We start from the raw sequence: 15497 nt of genomic DNA on the forward strand, positions 1-15497 counted from the left end.
CCAAGGGTCGCGCGAGACCCTTCCGGCCCTTAATATACTGGACATAACGCGCCCCAGAGGGTAAAGCGGCGCGAGCTTAGGCAGGGTCGGGCATTCTCCCGGCCCTGTTGGCATTGAGCAAGACCGGCGGAGCCAACCGCATGGCCAGTAAAATGAGTGAAAAGGATAACGACTGCATGTGCGCTAAAAACACTATGGAAGACTTCGAAGCCCTGTTGAAGGAAAGCTTTGAAATCGACACGCCCGAAGAGGGCACGGTTGTCAAAGGCCGGGTCATCGCGATCGAAGCGGGCCAAGCCATCATCGACGTCGGCTACAAGATGGAAGGCCGCATCGATCTGAAAGAATTCGCTAATCCCGGCGAAGACGTCTCGCTCAAAGTCGGCGATGAAGTCGAGGTCTATCTGGACCGCGTCGAGAATGCCCGTGGCGAAGCCCAGATCTCGCGTGAGAAAGCTCGCCGCGAAGAAGCCTGGGACCGTCTGGAAAAAGCCTACGCCACCGAGACCCGCGTCGACGGCGCGATCTTCGGCCGCGTCAAGGGCGGCTTCACGGTCGACCTCGGCGGTGCCGTTGCCTTCCTTCCCGGCAGCCAAGTTGACGTCCGCCCGGTGCGTGACGCCGGCCCGCTGATGGGCATGAAGCAGCCCTTCCAGATCCTGAAGATGGACCGTCGTCGCGGCAACATCGTTGTCTCGCGTCGTGCGATCCTTGAAGAATCGCGTGCCGAACAGCGTGCCGAAGTCATCGGCAACCTGCACGAAGGTCAAACCGTTGACGGCGTGGTCAAGAACATCACCGAATACGGTGCGTTCGTGGACCTCGGCGGCGTTGACGGCCTGCTGCACGTCACCGACATGGCCTGGCGCCGCGTCAACCACCCGTCGGAAATCCTTGCCATTGGTGAGACCGTTAAGGTCCAAGTCATCAAGATCAACAAGGAAACCCACCGTATCTCGCTGGGCATGAAGCAGCTGCAGTCCGATCCGTGGGATGCCGTCGAGAAAGCCTACCCGCTGGGTTCGGTCCACAAGGGCCGTGTCACCAACATCACCGATTACGGCGCATTTGTTGAGCTGGAAGCCGGTGTTGAAGGCCTGGTTCACGTCTCGGAAATGTCCTGGACCAAGAAGAACGTGCACCCCGGCAAGATCGTCTCGACCTCTCAGGAAGTCGAAGTCATGGTGCTGGAAATCGACAGCGCCAAGCGTCGCGTTTCCCTGGGCCTCAAGCAGACCCAGCGCAACCCGTGGGAAGTCTTCGTCGAGAACCACCCGGTCGGCTCCGTCATCGAAGGCGAAGTCAAGAACATCACCGAATTCGGTCTGTTCGTGGGTCTGGACGGCGACATCGACGGCATGGTCCACCTTTCGGACCTGTCCTGGGACCAGCGCGGCGAAGATGCCATTGCGAACTATCGCAAGGGCGACACCGTCAAGGCCTCGGTCACCGAAGTCGACGTCGAGAAGGAGCGCATCTCGCTCTCCATCAAGGCGCTGGGCGATGACAGCTTCACCGACGCCGTTGACGGCGTGAAGCGCGGTTCCATCATCACGGTTGCGGTCTCCGCGATCGAAGAGGGTGGCATCGAGGTGGATTACAACGGCGCCAAGTCGTTCATCCGCCGCTCGGACCTGAGCCGTGACCGTGGCGACCAACGCCCCGAGCGTTTCTCGGTCGGCGACAAGATCGACGTCCGCGTCACCAACATCGACCCGAAGACCCGTCGTCTGGGCCTGTCGATCAAGGCCCGCGAGATCGCCGAAGAGAAAGAAGCCGTCGAACAGTATGGCTCCTCCGATTCGGGCGCTTCGCTGGGCGACATCCTCGGCGCCGCGCTGAAAGGCGACCGGAGCTGATCTAAGTCACCGCAGGTGATGAAAGGCCCCGCCGAAAGGTGGGGCCTTTTGCTTGTCGGCTGTTTTTGCAGATCAATTTCATTTGTGCGGGGCGGAATTTTCGTTACAGTCACGATCAATGTGAACAACAGCGGCATCAAACGGCCCGGAACAGGGCTGGGGTGACCGCGAGGGGGGTGTCGGATGATCCGTTCGGAACTGATCCAGAAGATTGCGGATGCGAATCCCGATCTGTCGCAAAAGGTGGCCGAAAAAGTCGTGCAGACGGTCTTTGACGAGATCATAACCGCGCTGGCCAACGGCGACCGGGTCGAACTGCGCGGGTTTGGCGCTTTCTCGGTCAAGGCGCGCGACGCCCGCGTGGGCCGCAACCCTCGCACGGGCGAGGCGGTCAAGGTCGAGGACAAGAAGGTTCCCTTCTTCAAGACCGGCAAACTCTTGCGTGACCGGCTCAACGGCAAGGCCTGAGGCGGCTCCAAGCTTGCAAGCCCGCGCCAAGACGGTGATACAGGACGGGACAACCCCTGATCCGAAGGTGCGGGCATGAGCCGATATCTGCGATATTTCCTGCTGTTCGTTCTGACGCTGGTCCTTCTGGTCCTGGCGCTGGCCAATCGCACGCCGGTGACGCTGAGCCTTTTGCCCGACGACCTCGCAGTGCTGCTGGGCTGGCAGGGGCGGATCGACGTGCCGGTCTTCGTGGTGCTGGGCCTGGGCGCGGTGGTCGGCCTGGCGCTGGGCTTCATCTGGGAATGGCTGCGCGAGCACAAGCACCGCAAGGTGGCCCGGGTCCAGACCAAGGTGGTCTCGAAGCTGGAACGCGAACTGGCCGCGATGAAGGACCAGCATTCCCTGCCCGAGGACCCGGTTCTGGCGATCCTGGAACGCCCCAAGGCACAATGATGGGAGAGATCCGCGTCAAGATCTGCGGTCTGCGGACCGAGGCGGATGTGGCTGCCGTGGCTGCGGCCGGCGCGGCCTATGCCGGCTTCGTCTTCTTCGCCAAATCCCCGCGCCACCTGACCCTGGAGGAGGCCCGTCCCCTGGCACTCGCAGCCCCGCCCGGCCTCGCCAAGGTGGCGCTGACGGTCGATGCGACGGATGCCTTCCTCGATCAGCTGGTCGAGGCGATGCCCCTGGACATGCTGCAGCTCCACGGCCACGAAAGCCCCGAGCGGGTGGCCGAAGTGCGCGCCCGCTATGGCCTGCCGGTGATGAAGGCGGTGGGTGTCGCGGATGAGGATGATCTGGCCGCGATCCTCGATTATGCGCTGGTGTCCGACCAACTGCTGATCGACGCCAAACCGCCCCGCAACGCGGCGCTGCCGGGCGGCAACGGATTGACCTTCGACTGGCGCCTCGTGGCCCAGCGCCGCTGGCTGCGCCCCTGGATGCTGGCCGGCGGCCTGACCCCGGACAACGTGGCCGAGGCGGTGCGCCTGACCAATGCCCGACAGGTCGACGTCTCCTCCGGCGTGGAATCGGCGCCCGGCATCAAGGACCACACCCGGATTGCCGCCTTCGTCGACGCTGCCGGCTGATCCAATAGCGCGCCTGCGGCGCAAGCCTTGTCCTCGCCTCTGGCCTGCGGCCAACCGGCTCAGGCCTGCCTCCGGCGGGAGTATTTGGGCAAAGCGCAAGTCGTAGTGGCCTCTTCTTTCCTTTGCGCTTTGCCCAAATACTCTCGGGGGGTGAGCGCGCAGCGCGAGGGGGGCAGACAGCCCCCCTTTCCTCGCCCCCTGCAAGGCGCTAGGTAAGATGGCAACAAGCGTTGAGGGAGACAGGCCATGGCCAAGGACAATCCGAATTCTTTCATGACCGGCCCGGACGAGCACGGCCGCTTCGGCCTCTTTGGCGGGCGCTTTGTGTCCGAGACGCTGATGCCGCTGATCCTCGACCTGGAGGAGCGCTATGAATTCGCCAAGACCGACCCTTTGTTCTGGGCCGAGATGGACGACCTCTGGAAGCATTACGTCGGCCGGCCCTCGCCCCTGTATTTCGCCTCGCGGCTGACCGAGCATCTTGGCGGCGCCAAGGTCTACATGAAGCGCGACGAGTTGAACCACACCGGGGCGCACAAGATCAACAATGTGCTGGGGCAGATCATTCTCGCCCGCCGCATGGGCAAGACAAGGATCATCGCCGAGACGGGGGCAGGCCAGCACGGCGTGGCCACCGCCACGGTCTGCGCCAAGTTCGGGCTGAAATGCGTGGTCTACATGGGCGCGCATGATGTCGAACGTCAGGCGCCCAACGTCTTCCGGATGCGGCTTCTGGGGGCCGAGGTGATCCCGGTCACCTCCGGCCGTGGCACGCTCAAGGACGCCATGAACGACGCTCTGCGCGACTGGGTCACCAATGTGCGCGACACTTTCTATTGCATCGGCACCGTGGCTGGCCCGCATCCCTATCCGGCGATGGTACGCGATTTCCAGTCGATCATCGGCAAGGAAGTCCGCTGGCAGCTGGCCGAGCAGGAGGGCGAGGGCCGTCTGCCCGACACGCTGGTCGCGGCGATCGGCGGCGGGTCGAACGCCATGGGCCTGTTCTTCCCCTTCCTCGATGACCCTTCGGTCAACATCATCGGGGTCGAGGCCGGCGGCAAGGGCGTCGACGACCGGATGCAGCACTGCGCCTCGCTGACCGGCGGCCGCCCCGGCGTCCTGCACGGCAACCGCACCTATCTGCTGCAGGATCCGGATGGCCAGATCCTCGAAGGTTTCTCGATCTCCGCGGGTCTCGACTACCCCGGCATCGGGCCGGAGCATTCCTGGCTCCACGACATCGGCAGGGCGAAATATGTCTCGATCACCGATGCCGAGGCGCTGGAGGCCTTCCAGCTGTCCTGCAAGCTCGAAGGCATCATCCCGGCGCTGGAGCCGTCGCACGCCCTGGCCCATGTGATGAAGATCGCGCCGACCCTGCCGAAAGACCATATCATCGTGATGAACATGTGCGGTCGCGGCGACAAAGACATCTTCACCGTGGCCAAGCACCTCGGCTTTGACATGAAGGTCTGAGCCCTCCGGGCCGGGGGCGCCACGAACCGCCCCCGGCGCCCCGGTTTTTCGTCGAAAAATCGTGTCCTGATTTTTCGCAGAAAAATCGTGCGCCGTGCGCCGCGCGCGCGCAGGTTCAGTTGGCCGGAGCGGTCGCCGCCGGGGCAGGGGCCTCGGGCGGGGCGATCAGGATGCCGTGTTTCCAGACCCCTTCGCTGATCTGGTCCTTGCGGTAGGTGAGCTTGCCTTGCCCCTCGCGCTGGCCCGCCACGAAAGCGCCTTCGTAGACCGCGCCGCCGGGATAGGTGGCAATCCCCGTCCCCTCGATCACCCCGGCCTTCCAGTCGCCGTCATAGCTGAAACCGTCCTTGGCCTTCAGACTGCCCTTGCCGTCGCGCAGGCCGGCGGTGAAATGGCCGTTGTAGACCGTGCCATCGGCATAGGTTGCCACCCCTTCGCCCTCGCGTTCGCCGGCCTTCCAGCTGCCGGAGTATGTGTAGCCATCGGCATAGGTCATCGTCCCGCTGCCCTCGGGCTTGCCGGCGACGAAATCGCCCTCGTAGGCCTGGCCATTGGCATAGGTTGCCCGGCCCTTGCCGGCGATGACGCCCGCCACCCAGGCGCCGTCATAGGTCGTGCCATCGGCATAGGTGATCTTGCCCGTGCCATCGGGCAGGTCGGCCTTGAAATTGCCCTCATAGACCGCGCGATCGGGATAGGTCATCTTGCCCGCGCCCTCGCGGCGGCCCGCAACCCAGGTGCCGGTGTAGGAGGAGCCGTCCTTGGCGGTAAAGCTGCCCTGGCCCTCGCGCAGATCGGCCTTGAAGTCGCCCTCGTAGACATCGCCATTGGCATAGGTCACCATGCCCTTGCCGTCGCGCTTGCCGTCCTTGAAGGCGCCCTTGTAACTGTCGCCATTGGCCTGTTTCAGCAGGCCCTCGCCGTTGATCTGGCCCGCGGCCCATGCCCCGTCGTAGCTGACGCCATCGGGCATGACGAGCTTGCCTTTCCCGGCCCGCAGGCCCGCCTTGAAGCTGCCCTCATAGGTCGTGCCATCGGGGCTGGTGATCTTGCCCTGGCCCTCTTTCTCGCCCGCGACCCAGTCGCCCTCGTAGGTCGTGCCATTGGCATCGGTCATCACCCCCTTGCCCTGGCGCTTGCCATCGACAAAGCCGCCGACATAGGTCGCGCCCCCGGCATAGGTCGCCTTGGCCGTGCCGGTCATCGCACCACCCTTCCAGTCGCCCTCATAGGTGCTGCCATCGGCGAAGGTGATCTTGCCCTTGCCCTCGGGATGGCCCTTGGCGAAGGTGCCGACATAGGCCGAGCCATTGGGGTAATGCGCCGTGCCCTGGCCCTTGATCTCGCCATCGACCCATTGGCCGGAATATTCATAGCCATTGGGCAGCTTGTAGGTGCCGGTGCCGTCCTGCCGCCCGTTCTTGAAGGTGCCTTCATAGATCGAGCCGTCGCTGTACTGCTTGGAGACGACCTCCTGCGCAAACGCCGCCACCGGCGCCGCGGCGAGGCCCGCCGCCAGACCCAGAACCGCCATTCCGCTGCGCAACACCATCGCATTCTCCCCAACCGCCACCGGCGCGAACCCTAGCCCCCGGTCCCGGACCTGACAAGTCTTGCAGATCACAACCCCGTCAGGCGCCAAGAGCGTGATCCCCGGGCTTTTCCCCGCGCGACAACCTGCTAGAACCGGGAAGAACATGGAGAGACCGATGCAAGCGACCTTCCGTCTGACACTGGTGCAAGCCAACCCGACCGTGGGTGCCTTGGAGGCCAATGCCGCCCTGGCGCTGGAGGCCTGGAAGACCGGCAAGGCCGCCGGCGCCGACATGGTCGCCCTGACCGAGATGTTCATCACAGGCTATCAGACCCAGGACCTGATCATGAAGCGCGCCTTCGCCGAGGCGGCACTCGACCGGCTGGCGATCCTCGCCGACGACTGCGCCGATGGCCCGGCCCTGGGCATCGGTGGCCCGGCGCTGAAAGACGGCAAGCTCTTTAACGCCTATCACATCCTGAAGGGCGGGCGGATCGCGGCCACCGTGCTGAAGCACGAATTGCCCAATGACGGGGTCTTCGACGAAAAGCGCCTCTTCACCCCGGCGGATATTTCCGGCCCGATCCCGATGGGGCCGATCCGCCTCGGCATCCCGATCTGCGAGGATGCCTGGCACAATGACGTAGCCGAGACCCTGGCCGAGACCGGGGCCGAGATCCTCTTCGTCCCCAATGGCTCGCCCTATCACCGTGGCAAGCCCGAGGTGCGCACCAACCTGATGGTGGCCCGCGTGGTCGAAACCGGCCTGCCGCTGGTCTATCTCAACATGATCGGCGGGCAGGATGATCAGGTCTTCGACGGCGCCTCCTTCGTGCTGAACCCCGGCGGTGTGCTGGCGACCCAGCTGCCGCAGTTCGAGGCTTGCGTCGAACATGTCGATTTCATCGAGACGCCCGAGGGCTGGCGCGCCAAGCCCGGCCGGATGGACCTGCTGCCCTCGGCCCAAGAGGCGGATTACCATGCCATGGTCCTGTCCCTGCGCGACTATTGCCGCAAGACCGGCTTCGGCAAGGTGCTGCTCGGCCTGTCGGGCGGGGTCGATTCGGCGATTGTCGCGGCCATCGCCGCCGACGCCCTGGGCGCTGACAATGTGCGCTGCGTGATGCTGCCCTCGCGCTTCACCTCGCCGCATTCGCTGGAAGATGCCGCGGCCGTGGCCAAGGCCCTTGGGACGCGGCTCGACACCGTCCCGATCTCCGGCCCGCAGGCCGCGGTGGGCGACGCTTTGGGCCCGCTGTTCGCCGGCACCGAGGCTGGCGTGACGGAGGAGAATATCCAGTCCCGCCTGCGCGGGCTTCTCCTGATGGCGCTGTCCAACAAGTTCGGCGAGATGCTTCTGACCACCGGCAACAAGTCGGAAATGGCGGTCGGCTATTGCACGATCTATGGCGACATGAACGGCGGCTATAACCCGCTGAAGGACCTTTATAAAACCCGGGTCTTCGACAGCTGCCGCTGGCGCAACGCCAACCACCGCCCCTGGATGATGGGGCCAGCAGGCGAGGTGATCCCGCCCCGCGTCATCGACAAACCGCCAAGCGCCGAACTGCGCGAGAACCAGAAGGACGAGGACTCCCTGCCGCCCTATCCGGTCTTGGACGCCATCCTGCACGGTCTGGTCGAGGAAGAGCTTTCCGTGGCCCAGATCGTCGCCCGCGGCTATGAACAGGCGACCGTCAAGCGGATCGAGCACCTGCTCTATATCTCGGAATACAAGCGCTTCCAGTCGGCCCCGGGCACGCGGCTGACAAACAAGGCCTTCTGGCTCGACCGCCGATATCCGATCGCCAACCGCTGGCGCGACCCGTCGTGAGGCGGCGGTGAGCCTCGCCCTCTACGCCCTGGCGGCGCTCGCCGAAATCGCCGGCTGCTTTACGGTCTGGATCTGGTGGCGCGGCGCCTCCGCCCTCTGGCTGCTGCCCGGCGCTCTGTCCCTCGCGGCCTTCGCCTGGCTTCTGGCCCTGACCCCGCCCGCCCATGCCGGGCGCTCTTATGCGGCCTATGGCGGCATCTACATCGTGGCCTCGCTGCTCTGGCTCTGGCTGATCGAAGGCGTGCGCCCCGACCGCGCCGATCTGGGCGGCGGTGCCTTGGCCTTGGCTGGCGTGGCGGTGATCCTGTTCCTGCCGCGCGGCTGAAAGGGCAGAGCCTCCGGCGGGGATATTTGGACCAAAATGAAAGGGCAGGGTCGCTCTTCCCCTTTCATTGGTCTGTAAATATCCCGCAGGGGGGACGGAGCAGCGGAGACGCTGCGACGCGGGGGGACGCGAAGTCCCCCCGCCGGGTCCGCCGAGCGCCCCCCGGCTGCAGGATTACACCGGGCTGACCCGGCATTCCGGCAAAAGTCGGATCACATCGTCAAGATGGCAGAGCTGGGTCGCGTCGGTGGTCACGGCGGCGGAGGCGCTGGCTGCGGCCATGGCGAGGGCTTTCTCGGGCGGCTCGCCCCTTGCGAGGCTGAGGATCAGGCCGGCCACGAAACTGTCCCCGGCGCCGACGGTGGACTTGACCTTGACCTTGGCGGCGGTGGTGAAGATCCGCCGCGCGCCATCGACGAGGACCGAGCCTTCGGCGCCGCGCGCCACGATCACCATCCGGGCCACCCCCGCCTTGACCAGCGTTTCGGCGAAATCGGCCGAGGCCTTGCGGTGGTCCAGCACCCTGCCGGCCAGCGCCTCGGCCTCGGCGCCGTCCATCCGCAGGATGGCAAGGCCGGGGATCGGACGCGCCACGGCCTCGTGCAAGGCCGGGCCCGAAGTGTCCAGCACCACATTCAGCCCCGGCATTGCGCGTGCCAGCCGGGCGGGGAAATCCACCGGCACGCCGGGCGGCTGGCTACCCGAGATCACGCCAAAGGCGCCGGGCCGCGCCGAGGCGCGCAACAGGGTGAAGACGCGCTCCTGATCCGCCTCGGCCCAGACCGGGCCGGGCAACATGAAGCGGTACTGGTGGCCGGTGCTGAGCTCGGTCACGGTCAGGCTCTGGCGCGTCTCGCCCGGGGCGGTCAGGGCCAGAAAGGGCACGCCCTCGGCCCGGATCAGCCCGGCCAGCCTGTCGCCGGTCAATCCGCCTAGGGCGACCAGCGCCAGGCTCTCGCCGCCCAAAGCCGCTATCGCCCGGCTGACATTGAGACCCCCTCCGCCCGGGTCCAGCAAGGGCTCGGTGCAGCGCAGCTTCTGGTCGGGGATGAGAGCGGGCACCTCGCTCGACATATCCAGCGCCGGGTTCAGCGTCAGGGTGACAATCGGGGTCTGCGCTGAAGCAGGAGACATCACGGCACCCTTACTTGGTGATCTCGATCGCGGTCTGGAAACTGCCGGCCTTCTGCGAGTTCTTGTCGCGCAGCGTGGTGACCAGCGTGTAATGCCCTGGCTGGATGCCATCCAGCGAATAGGTGATATTGGCCTGCACCTCGCGGTTCTGATGGCGCGAGGTCATGTTGTATTCGGTGGCATTCGGCGCATTGGCCATTTGGTTGCCCGAAGCATCCAGGATCTGCAGGTCGATGAAGAAATTGACCGAATAGAGCCCCTCGCCCGGCGCGCCATAGGCGAAGCCATAGGGCTCGCAATAGATCAGGATCGGCTCGCCCTTCTTGAACATGTTGGTCGGGCGCGGGTTGTAGACCCCATAGCCGGTGGCATTCTCGGCGACCAGCGTCGCCTGGGTGAAGCCGATCGTCGCATTGTGATCCCAGACCTGGGCGAAAAGATCCCCCGCCGCCAGGAGCGCCCCCGCCGGGTCGCCATCGCCCAGCTTGCCCTCGATCGCCTTGGCCGCATCGGCGATCGGCCCGGCGAAGACCGGCGGCGCGAAGGCCATGACCGCCGCAAGCACTGTGGGTAGCAAAGTCCTGAGCATCACCTTGGGCTTGCCTTCTCTTCGGGTCTTCTCCGCCTAGTTAGCGAAAAAAAAGCCCCGAGGCCAAGAGGAAAGCCTGTTATTCCCACCAGGGATCGATCTTGGCGATCTCGGCGTCGGTCCAGCCGAAGTGATGCGCCAGTTCGTGGACCACGACATGGGTGACCAGCTCTTCCAGCGAGACATTGCCGCGTTCGACCCATTCTTCTAGAATGGGGCGGCGGAACAGGAAGATCTGGTCATTCTCCAGCGCGGGCGACGACAGATCCTTCTCGGTCAGGGGCACGCCATCGTAAAGCCCGGTCAGCTCGAACGGATCGGCGATGCCCAGGGCCTCGAGCAGGTCCTCATCGGCGAAATCCTCGATCCGCAGCGCGACCTCGCGGGCGGCCAGGCGGTAGGGCTCGGGCAGATCCTCCAGCGCGGCTTGCGCGAGATCGAGGATCATCTGCCCGTCGGGCGCAATGGCGGAGGAGGGAACGCGTGTCATGGTTCCGATTTAAGGGCTCCGCGCGCGGCGGCAAGGGGCGAATGCGTCACCTTGCAGAAGGAAGCGGCATGGCGGGGCCGCGCCACGCAAAGGTGATGCGCCGGCGCCGGCCCAACTGGACATTTGCCGCCACTCGTGACAGGGAAAGATCGCTTTCAGGAGGTTCTCATGACCCAGCGCCCGACCGTGACCCGTTTCGCCCCTTCGCCCACCGGCTTCATCCATGTGGGCAATCTGCGCACCGCCTTGATGAACTACCTGATCGCCCGACAATCGGGCGGCACCTTCATCCTGCGGCTGGACGATACGGATCAGGAACGCTCGAAGGAAGAGTATTCCGAAGGCATCAAGACCGACCTGACCTGGCTCGGCCTGACTTGGGACCGCAACGAACGGCAATCCCTGCGCTTTGACCGCTACCGCGAAGCGGCCGAACAGCTGAAGGCCGCCGGCCGCTTCTACGAATGTTTCGAGACCCCGGTTGAACTGGACCTGAAACGCAAAAAGCAGCTCAACATGGGCAAGCCGCCGGTCTATGACCGCGCCTCCCTGCACCTGACCGAGGCCGAAAAGGCCGCCTACCGCGCCGAGGGGCGCGAGGGCTACTGGCGCTTCAAGCTCGATCTGGAACGGATCGAGTGGAACGACGGCATCCTGGGGCCGATCTCGATCGACGCGGCTTCGGTCTCGGACCCGGTGCTGATCCGCGCCGATGGCCAGATCCTTTATACCTTCGCCTCCTCGGTCGATGACATCGACATGGGGGTGACCAATATCGTGCGCGGCGCCGACCATGTGACCAATACCGCGACGCAGATCCAGATCATGAAGGCGATGGGCGGCACCCCGCCCGAGTTTGCACACCACTCGCTCCTGACCGGCGCGCAGGGCGAGGAACTGTCCAAACGTCTCGGCGTGCTGGCGCTGCGCGACCTGCGGGCGCGCGGCATCCAGGCGATGGCGCTGCTGAGCCTGATGGCGCGGCTCGGCTCCTCCAAGCCGGTCGAACTGGCCCACACGATGCAGGACCTGATCGACGGCTTCGACGTCGGCAGCTTCGGCGCGGCGCCCACCAAGTTCGACGCCGAGGATCTTCTGCCGCTGACCCGCCATTACAACCAGTCGCTGCCCTATGCGGCGGTGGCCGACCAGATCCGCGCCATCGGGGTTCCCGATGACCTGGCCGAGCATTTCTGGAAGGTCGCGCGCGAGAACATCACCCTTCTGTCCGATCTGGAAGGCTGGTGGCACCTGTTCCGCGACGGCGCCGAACCCCTGGTCGATGTCGAGGATGCGACCTTCGTCGCCGATGCCGTGGCCATGCTGCCGCCGCGGCCCTGGACGCAAAGCACCTGGCACGACTGGACCGAGACGGTGAAGGCCGCCACGGGCCGCAAGGGCAAGGGCCTCTACCGCCCCTTGCGCCGCGCCCTGACCGGCCGCGACACCGGCCCCGAAATGGCCGATGTCATGCCGCTGTTGCAAGTGATCAAAGCCGGGAACTGATCCTGCGCTCCCCCAGGGCCCGTAAGCCGGGCCCTGATTTTTCGCAGAAAAATCGTGACCTGGCCCCCGATTTTTCTGCGAAAAATCGCCCAGGGGAAACCCGATTTTTCGACGAAAAATCGTATCCTGCCCGCGATTCGGAAAGACCAGTTAACGCCTTCCAACCTCCCCGCGCGTAGAGACGCAAGGAAGACAGAAAGAAGACGGGTTCAAGACCCTTGAACCCGCCTCCCCTCGCTCGATTAACGCCGCGTTCCCAAGCCCTTGCCCTATTCGGCCGCCTCGGCGTAGCTTTCCAGCGGCGGGCAGGTGCATTGCAGGTTCCGGTCGCCCCAGACGTTGTCGACGCGTCCGACCGGAGGCCAGTATTTGTCGACCCGGAAGGCGCCCGGCGGGAAGCAGCCCTGCTCGCGCGGATATTTCCGCGTCCAGTCCGCTACCAGGTCCTCCACCGTATGCGGCGCATGGCGCAGGGGGGAATCCTCCGCCGAAATATCGCCGCGCTCGACATCGGAAATCTCGGCCCGGATCGCCAGCAAGGCATTGATAAACCGGTCTATTTCCGCCTTTGTCTCGGATTCCGTGGGCTCTACCATCAGCGTGCCCGACACCGGCCAACTCATCGTCGGCGCATGAAAGCCGTTGTCGATCAGCCGCTTGGCAATGTCATCCACCGTCACCCCGGCTTCCGCAAAGGGCCGCGTGTCGAGAATGCATTCATGCGCCACCCGCCCCTTGTTACCCATGAACAGGACCGGAAAGGCCCCTTTCAGCCGGGCTGCGATGTAATTGGCGTTCAGGATCGCGACCCGCGTCGCCTGGGTGATGCCCTCTCCACCCATCATCAGGCAATAGGCCCATGAAATCAGCAAGATAGAGGCAGACCCATAAGGCGCTGCACTCACCGGGCCCTCGGTGCCGCCGGTGTGCAGATGGCCCGGCAGATAGGGTGCCAGATGCGCTTTCACCCCGATCGGCCCCATGCCCGGCCCGCCACCGCCATGCGGGATGGCGAAGGTCTTGTGCAGGTTCAAGTGGCTGACATCGCTGCCAATTTCGCCGGGCCGCACCAGACCCACCATCGCATTCATATTGGCCCCGTCCAGATAGACCTGGCCGCCGAATTCATGGGTGATGGCGCAGATGTCGCGGATCGTTTCCTCAAAGACGCCATGGGTGGAGGGATAGGTGACCATGCAGGCCGCGAGCTTGTCGCCCGCAGCCTCGGCCTTGGCGCGGAAATCCTCCAGATCCACATCGCCATTGGGCGAGGATTTGACCACCACCACCTGCATCCCCGCCATCTGCGCGCTCGCCGGGTTGGTGCCATGGGCGGAAACCGGGATCAGGCAAACCTTCCGGTGATGATCGCCCCGCGCCCGGTGATAGGCGAGGATGGTCATGAGGCCGGCATATTCTCCCTGCGCGCCCGAGTTGGGCTGCATCGAAAAGGCATCGTAACCTGTTATGTCACATAGCTTTTCGGTAAGATCCGAGATCGCCTCGGCATAACCCGCCGCCTGATCCAGCGGCACGAAAGGGTGGATATTGGCGAACTCGGGCCAGGTGATGGCGGCCATTTCGGCTGCAGCATTCAGCTTCATCGTGCAGGACCCGAGCGGGATCATCGCCCGGTCCAGCGCCAGGTCGCGGTCCGACAGGCGGCGCATGTAGCGCATCATCTCGGATTCCGCCCGATTCATGTGGAAAATCGGATGGTTGAGGTAGGTGGAGCTGCGCAGAAGCTCCTCCGGAAAGGACAGTTCCGCGCGGTGCGGCGGCACGCCTTCGATGCCGAAGGTGCGCAGGATGCGGATCAGGACCTGCTCGTCCGTCGTCTCATCCAGCGAGATCCCGACCCGGTCGGCCCCGATCTTGCGGAAGTTCAGCCCCTCGGCCCGGGCGGCAGCCAGGATCCCGGCTTGCCCCACGCCCACCTCGACGGTGATCGTGTCGAAAAACGCCTTGGGCGTCACCTTCGCCCCTGCCGCCATCAAGGCGCGGGCCAGCCGGTTGGCACGAAAATGCACCCGCTCGCCAATGGCGCGCAGGCCCTTCGGCCCATGAAAAACCGCGTACATTGAAGCCATTACCGCCAGAAGCGCCTGCGCCGTGCAGACGTTGGAGGTGGCCTTCTCGCGCCGGATATGCTGCTCGCGCGTCTGCAGCGCCAGCCGGTAGGCCTTGTTCCCGCGCGAGTCGATCGAGACCCCGACGATCCGCCCCGGCATCTGCCGTTTCAGGGCATCGGCGCAGGCAAAGAAGGCGGCATGCGGGCCGCCGTAGCCCATCGGCACGCCAAAACGCTGGCTGGAGCCGACCGCGATATCCGCCCCCATGGCCCCCGGTTCCTTGAGCAGGGTCAGCGCCAGAAGGTCGGTCGCCACCACGGCAATCGCCCCCTTGGCATGTAGGGCGGCAATCTCGGGGGTGAAGTCGCGTACCTCGCCAAAGGTGCCGGGATATTGGAAAATTCCGCCAAAGACCCGTGCCGCGTCCATGGCTTCGGGAGCACCCACGATGACCTCGATCCCCAGGGGCAGGGCGCGGGTCCGGATCACGCCGATGGTCTGGGGATGGCAGTTTTCATCGACAAAGAAAGCGCGGGCTTTGGAATTGGCGCAACGCTCGGCCATGGTCATGGCTTCGGCGGCGGCGGTGGCCTCGTCCAAGAGGCTCGCATTGGCGATGTCGAGGCCGGTGAGGTCGCAAACCATGGTCTGGTAGTTCAGCAAAGCCTCGAGCCGGCCTTGGGCGATTTCGGGCTGGTAGGGGGTGTAAGCCGTGTACCAGGCCGGATTTTCCAGGATGTTGCGCTGGATCGCCGGCGGGGTGACGGTGCCGTAATAGCCCTGGCCGATCAGCGAGGTCATCACCTTGTTGCGCGATGCCACCGCCCGCATCCGCGCCAGGAGGTCCTGCTCGGAGAGCGGCGCCCAGCCGAGGGACGTGCGCTGGCGGATCGAGGGGGGGATGGTCTCGTCGATCAGCGTCTCGAGCGTGGGGGTGCCCACGGCTTCCAGCATCTCCGCCATCTCGGCGGGGGAGGGGCCGATGTGGCGGCGGTTGGCGAAGTCGTAGGGATTGTAGTCGATGGGCGTGAAGGTCATGCCAGACTCCTGGATGCAAAGCGCCGAGCGCCCCGAATTTTCTGCGAAAATTCAAGGACGTGACGGGCGGCGGTGAATTTTCGCAGAAAATTCGGG

General features: G+C 64.9%; 13 protein-coding genes. 8 read left to right on the forward strand and 5 right to left on the reverse strand.

Going from position 1 to position 15497, the window contains the following annotated elements; all coding sequences use genetic code 11:
- Positions 1-140: 140 nt before the first annotated feature.
- From rpsA to trpB, 5 genes are all read left to right on the forward strand, one after another.
- Positions 141-1859: a 30S ribosomal protein S1 gene (rpsA, locus tag AC1DVR_RS17180; RefSeq protein ID WP_478001826.1), complete on the forward strand. Its 1719-nt coding sequence runs from the start codon at positions 141-143 to the stop codon at positions 1857-1859.
- A gap of 183 nt (positions 1860-2042) precedes the next feature.
- A complete protein-coding gene (gene ihfB, locus AC1DVR_RS17185; RefSeq protein WP_478001827.1) occupies positions 2043-2327 on the forward strand; it encodes an integration host factor subunit beta in 285 nt (94 codons plus the stop codon).
- Between the two features lie 75 nt (positions 2328-2402).
- Complete coding sequence (locus AC1DVR_RS17190) at positions 2403-2762, forward strand: LapA family protein (protein ID WP_478001828.1); 360 nt, start codon at positions 2403-2405, stop codon at positions 2760-2762.
- Positions 2762-3400 (forward strand): phosphoribosylanthranilate isomerase, encoded by a 639-nt coding sequence (locus AC1DVR_RS17195; RefSeq protein ID WP_478001829.1) that lies wholly within the window; start codon positions 2762-2764, stop codon positions 3398-3400. The genes AC1DVR_RS17190 and AC1DVR_RS17195 overlap by 1 nt, the downstream gene beginning before the upstream one ends.
- 246 nt (positions 3401-3646) lie before the next feature.
- Positions 3647-4879: a tryptophan synthase subunit beta gene (gene trpB, locus AC1DVR_RS17200; protein ID WP_478001830.1), complete on the forward strand. Its 1233-nt coding sequence runs from the start codon at positions 3647-3649 to the stop codon at positions 4877-4879.
- A 115-nt stretch (positions 4880-4994) separates the two neighbouring features.
- Here the strand turns inward: trpB and AC1DVR_RS17205 are convergent, their stop codons facing one another.
- Complete coding sequence (locus AC1DVR_RS17205) at positions 4995-6431, reverse strand: 2-isopropylmalate synthase (protein ID WP_478001831.1); 1437 nt, start codon at positions 6429-6431, stop codon at positions 4995-4997.
- A gap of 157 nt (positions 6432-6588) precedes the next feature.
- On the opposite strand from AC1DVR_RS17205, the gene AC1DVR_RS17210 reads away from it, so the two are divergent.
- The gene (locus tag AC1DVR_RS17210; protein WP_478001832.1) at positions 6589-8247 is read left to right on the forward strand and encodes an NAD+ synthase; all 1659 of its coding nucleotides are present in this window, start codon (positions 6589-6591) and stop codon (positions 8245-8247) included.
- A 7-nt stretch (positions 8248-8254) separates the two neighbouring features.
- Positions 8255-8572 carry a YnfA family protein gene (locus tag AC1DVR_RS17215; RefSeq protein ID WP_478001833.1) on the forward strand — a complete coding sequence of 106 codons (318 nt, stop codon included), beginning with the start codon at positions 8255-8257 and terminating at the stop codon, positions 8570-8572.
- A 174-nt stretch (positions 8573-8746) separates the two neighbouring features.
- Here the strand turns inward: AC1DVR_RS17215 and AC1DVR_RS17220 are convergent, their stop codons facing one another.
- The 3 genes from AC1DVR_RS17220 to AC1DVR_RS17230 form a co-directional block, all read right to left on the reverse strand.
- Positions 8747-9706, reverse strand: coding sequence for a 1-phosphofructokinase family hexose kinase (locus AC1DVR_RS17220; protein WP_478001834.1), 960 nt, complete (start codon positions 9704-9706; stop codon positions 8747-8749).
- A 10-nt stretch (positions 9707-9716) separates the two neighbouring features.
- A complete protein-coding gene (locus AC1DVR_RS17225) occupies positions 9717-10283 on the reverse strand; it encodes a hypothetical protein (RefSeq protein ID WP_478001835.1) in 567 nt (188 codons plus the stop codon).
- A 91-nt stretch (positions 10284-10374) separates the two neighbouring features.
- A complete protein-coding gene (locus tag AC1DVR_RS17230) occupies positions 10375-10785 on the reverse strand; it encodes a metallopeptidase family protein (protein ID WP_478001836.1) in 411 nt (136 codons plus the stop codon).
- Positions 10786-10953: 168 nt separating this feature from the next.
- Between AC1DVR_RS17230 and gltX the strand changes: the two genes are divergently transcribed.
- Positions 10954-12291, forward strand: coding sequence for a glutamate--tRNA ligase (gltX, locus tag AC1DVR_RS17235; protein WP_478001837.1), 1338 nt, complete (start codon positions 10954-10956; stop codon positions 12289-12291).
- Between the two features lie 269 nt (positions 12292-12560).
- On the opposite strand, the gene gcvP is transcribed toward gltX, so the two are convergent.
- Positions 12561-15401 carry an aminomethyl-transferring glycine dehydrogenase gene (gene gcvP, locus AC1DVR_RS17240; protein ID WP_478001838.1) on the reverse strand — a complete coding sequence of 947 codons (2841 nt, stop codon included), beginning with the start codon at positions 15399-15401 and terminating at the stop codon, positions 12561-12563.
- Between the last annotated feature and the right edge of the window lie 96 nt (positions 15402-15497).

Source organism: Rhodobacter sp. P2_H5 (genome assembly GCF_056403335.1).

Coding starts and splice junctions, on each gene's coding strand:
- AC1DVR_RS17210 (WP_478001832.1), top strand. CDS start 6,589: ATGCAAGCGACCTTCCGTCTGACACTGGTGCAAGCCAACCCGACCGTG.
- trpB (WP_478001830.1), top strand. CDS start 3,647: ATGGCCAAGGACAATCCGAATTCTTTCATGACCGGCCCGGACGAGCAC.
- gltX (WP_478001837.1), top strand. CDS start 10,954: ATGACCCAGCGCCCGACCGTGACCCGTTTCGCCCCTTCGCCCACCGGC.
- AC1DVR_RS17230 (WP_478001836.1), bottom strand. CDS start 10,785: ATGACACGCGTTCCCTCCTCCGCCATTGCGCCCGACGGGCAGATGATC.
- AC1DVR_RS17195 (WP_478001829.1), top strand. CDS start 2,762: ATGGGAGAGATCCGCGTCAAGATCTGCGGTCTGCGGACCGAGGCGGAT.
- AC1DVR_RS17190 (WP_478001828.1), top strand. CDS start 2,403: ATGAGCCGATATCTGCGATATTTCCTGCTGTTCGTTCTGACGCTGGTC.
- rpsA (WP_478001826.1), top strand. CDS start 141: ATGGCCAGTAAAATGAGTGAAAAGGATAACGACTGCATGTGCGCTAAA.
- AC1DVR_RS17220 (WP_478001834.1), bottom strand. CDS start 9,706: ATGTCTCCTGCTTCAGCGCAGACCCCGATTGTCACCCTGACGCTGAAC.
- gcvP (WP_478001838.1), bottom strand. CDS start 15,401: ATGACCTTCACGCCCATCGACTACAATCCCTACGACTTCGCCAACCGC.
- AC1DVR_RS17205 (WP_478001831.1), bottom strand. CDS start 6,431: ATGGTGTTGCGCAGCGGAATGGCGGTTCTGGGTCTGGCGGCGGGCCTC.
- ihfB (WP_478001827.1), top strand. CDS start 2,043: ATGATCCGTTCGGAACTGATCCAGAAGATTGCGGATGCGAATCCCGAT.